The organism is Spirillospora sp. NPDC049652 (genome assembly GCF_040675125.1).
Taxonomy (GTDB): Bacteria; Actinomycetota; Actinomycetes; order Streptosporangiales; family Streptosporangiaceae; genus Spirillospora.
On record NZ_JBFAOF010001081.1, the window covers coordinates 1 to 2,226 of the forward strand.

Genomic DNA, 2,226 nt, shown 5'->3' on the forward strand with positions numbered 1-2,226 from the left:
CGCGCGACGCTCGCGGCGCTGCGCGAGCACGCGGCCGAGGTGCGGTACCACCCGGTGGACGTCCGCGACCCGCAGGCCGTCCGGGCCGTCGTGGAGGACGTCTACCACCGGTACGGCCGCCTCGACGGCGTCGTGCACGGCGCGGGCCTGGTGGAGGACCGGCTCGTCCGCGACAAGACGCCCGAGTCGTTCGGCCGCGTGTACCGGACCAAGGTGGACGGCGCGTCCGCGCTCGCCGCCGCCGTCCGCTCCGACCTGCGGTTCTTCGTGGTGTTCGGCAGCGTCGTCGGCGTGTACGGGAACCGCGGGCAGGCCGACTACGCCGCCGCGAACGACGCCTGCGACACCCTCGCGCGCGTCTGGCGGACGCGGCTGGGCGGCCGGGTCCTGGTCGCCGACTGGGGTCCGTGGGCGGGAGGCGGCATGGTCTCGCCGGACCTGGCCCGCGAGTACGCCCGGCGCGGCGTCGGCCTCGTGGACCCCGACGCCGCCGTCGCCGCGCTGCTGCACGAGATCGTCGCCGGGGAGGAGCCGCAGGTGGTGCTCGCCGGCGACGTCGCCGACCCGGCCGGCCTCCCCGGCGGCGAGGACGGCGCGCCCGGCCGGACGGCCGCCGGGACGACCCCGTGACGTTCTCCGCGACGCCGTCCCGGCCGATGAGCGGATCCGGGGTCGGCGGCGAGCCGATCGCGATAGTCGGGCTCGGGGCGGTGTACCCCGGCGCGGGCTCGGCGGCGGAGCTGTGGGCGAACATCCGGGCCGGCGTGGACGCGATCACCGACGTCCCGCCGCACCGCTGGGACCCCGCCGTCTACCACGATCCGGACGCCTTCCACGGGCCCCCGCGCGCCGACCGGTTCTACTGCCGGCGCGGCGGGTTCGTGGACGGCCTCGCCACCGCCGACCCGGCCCGCTTCGGGATCATGCCGGCGGCGGCGTCCGGCATCGAGCCGGACCAGCTGCTCGCGCTGCGCACCACCGCCGAGGCGATCGCGGACGCGGGCGGCGACGAGCGGCTGCCGGCCCGCGACCGGATCGGCGTGGTGCTCGGCCGGGGCGGCCACATCGGTCCCGCGACGGCCCGGTCCGACCAGCGGATCACCGCGTTCCACCAGGTCGAGGCCGTCCTGACCGAGCTGCTGCCGGACCTGCCCGCGGACCGCCTGGAACAGATCCGCGACGCCTTTCAGACCAGGCTCGGCGGCTCCAGCGCACCGGACACCTCCCCGGACGCGGTGGCGGGCATCGTTCCGAGCTTCGCGGCGTCCCGCGTCGCGAACCGGTTCGACCTGCGCGGTCCCGCCTACACGATCGACGCGGCGTGCGCCTCGGCGCTGCTCGCGGTCGAGCACGCGGTGCGGGCGCTGCGTTCGGGGCAGTGCGACGCGGTGCTCGCCGGGGCCGTCCACCACTCCCACCACGTCACGCTGTGGAGCGTTCTCACCCGGCTCAGGGCGCTGTCGCCGACCGGGATGATCCGCCCGCTGGACCGCGCCGCCGACGGCACGCTCCTGTCGGAGGGCACCGGCATGGCGCTGCTGAAGCGGCTGCCGGACGCGCTCCGCTCGGGCGACAAGGTCTACGCGGTGATCCGCGGTGCCGGGTCGTCCAGCGACGGCCGCGCGGCCGGGCTGCTGAGCCCGCAGGTGGACGGCCAGGTCCTCGCCCTCGAACGCGCCTGGGCCGACGCCGGGCTCGACCCGTCCGCGCCGGAGGCGGCCGGGCTCGTCGAGGCGCACGGCACCGGCTCCCCGGCGGGGGACGCGGCGGAACTGGCCGCGCTGCGCCGGGTCTTCGGCGACCGCGGGGCCCCGCTGCACGTCGGCACGGTCAAGTCGATGATCGGGCACGCGATGGCCGCCGCCGGGACGGCCGGGCTGATCAAGGCCGCGTGCGCGCTGCACGACGCCGTCCTGCCGCCGACGCTGCACGTCACCGAACCCCATCAGGCGATGGCCGGGACGCGGCTGACGCCCGTCCGCGAGACCGCCGGGTGGGAGCGTCCGGCCCACGGGCCCCGCCGCGCGGTCGTCAACGCCTTCGGGTTCGGCGGGATCAACGCGCACCTCGTCCTGGAGGAGGCCCCGGCGGCGTCCGGCGCGCACCTCGGGCCGCTGCGCCCGCGCGGCCACGACGGGAAGCGCGCGGACGGAGCCGTCGGCGAACCCGTCCGCGGGCACCTGAGCGGAGACCGCGGCGGACCGGCGGGCGAACGGGTCCTGAGGC

Annotated in this window: 2 protein-coding genes; both read left to right on the forward strand. The window is 77.6% G+C overall.

All coding sequences use genetic code 11. The annotated features are described in order from the left end of the window. On the forward strand, positions 1-630 hold a 630-nt coding region (locus AB0J52_RS37135), incomplete at its 5' end, for an SDR family NAD(P)-dependent oxidoreductase (protein WP_500187612.1). Then, positions 627-2,226, forward strand: a 1,600-nt coding sequence (locus AB0J52_RS37140) for a beta-ketoacyl [acyl carrier protein] synthase domain-containing protein (RefSeq protein WP_500187614.1), incomplete at its 3' end; no start/stop codon positions are given. The genes AB0J52_RS37135 and AB0J52_RS37140, both read left to right, overlap by 4 nt.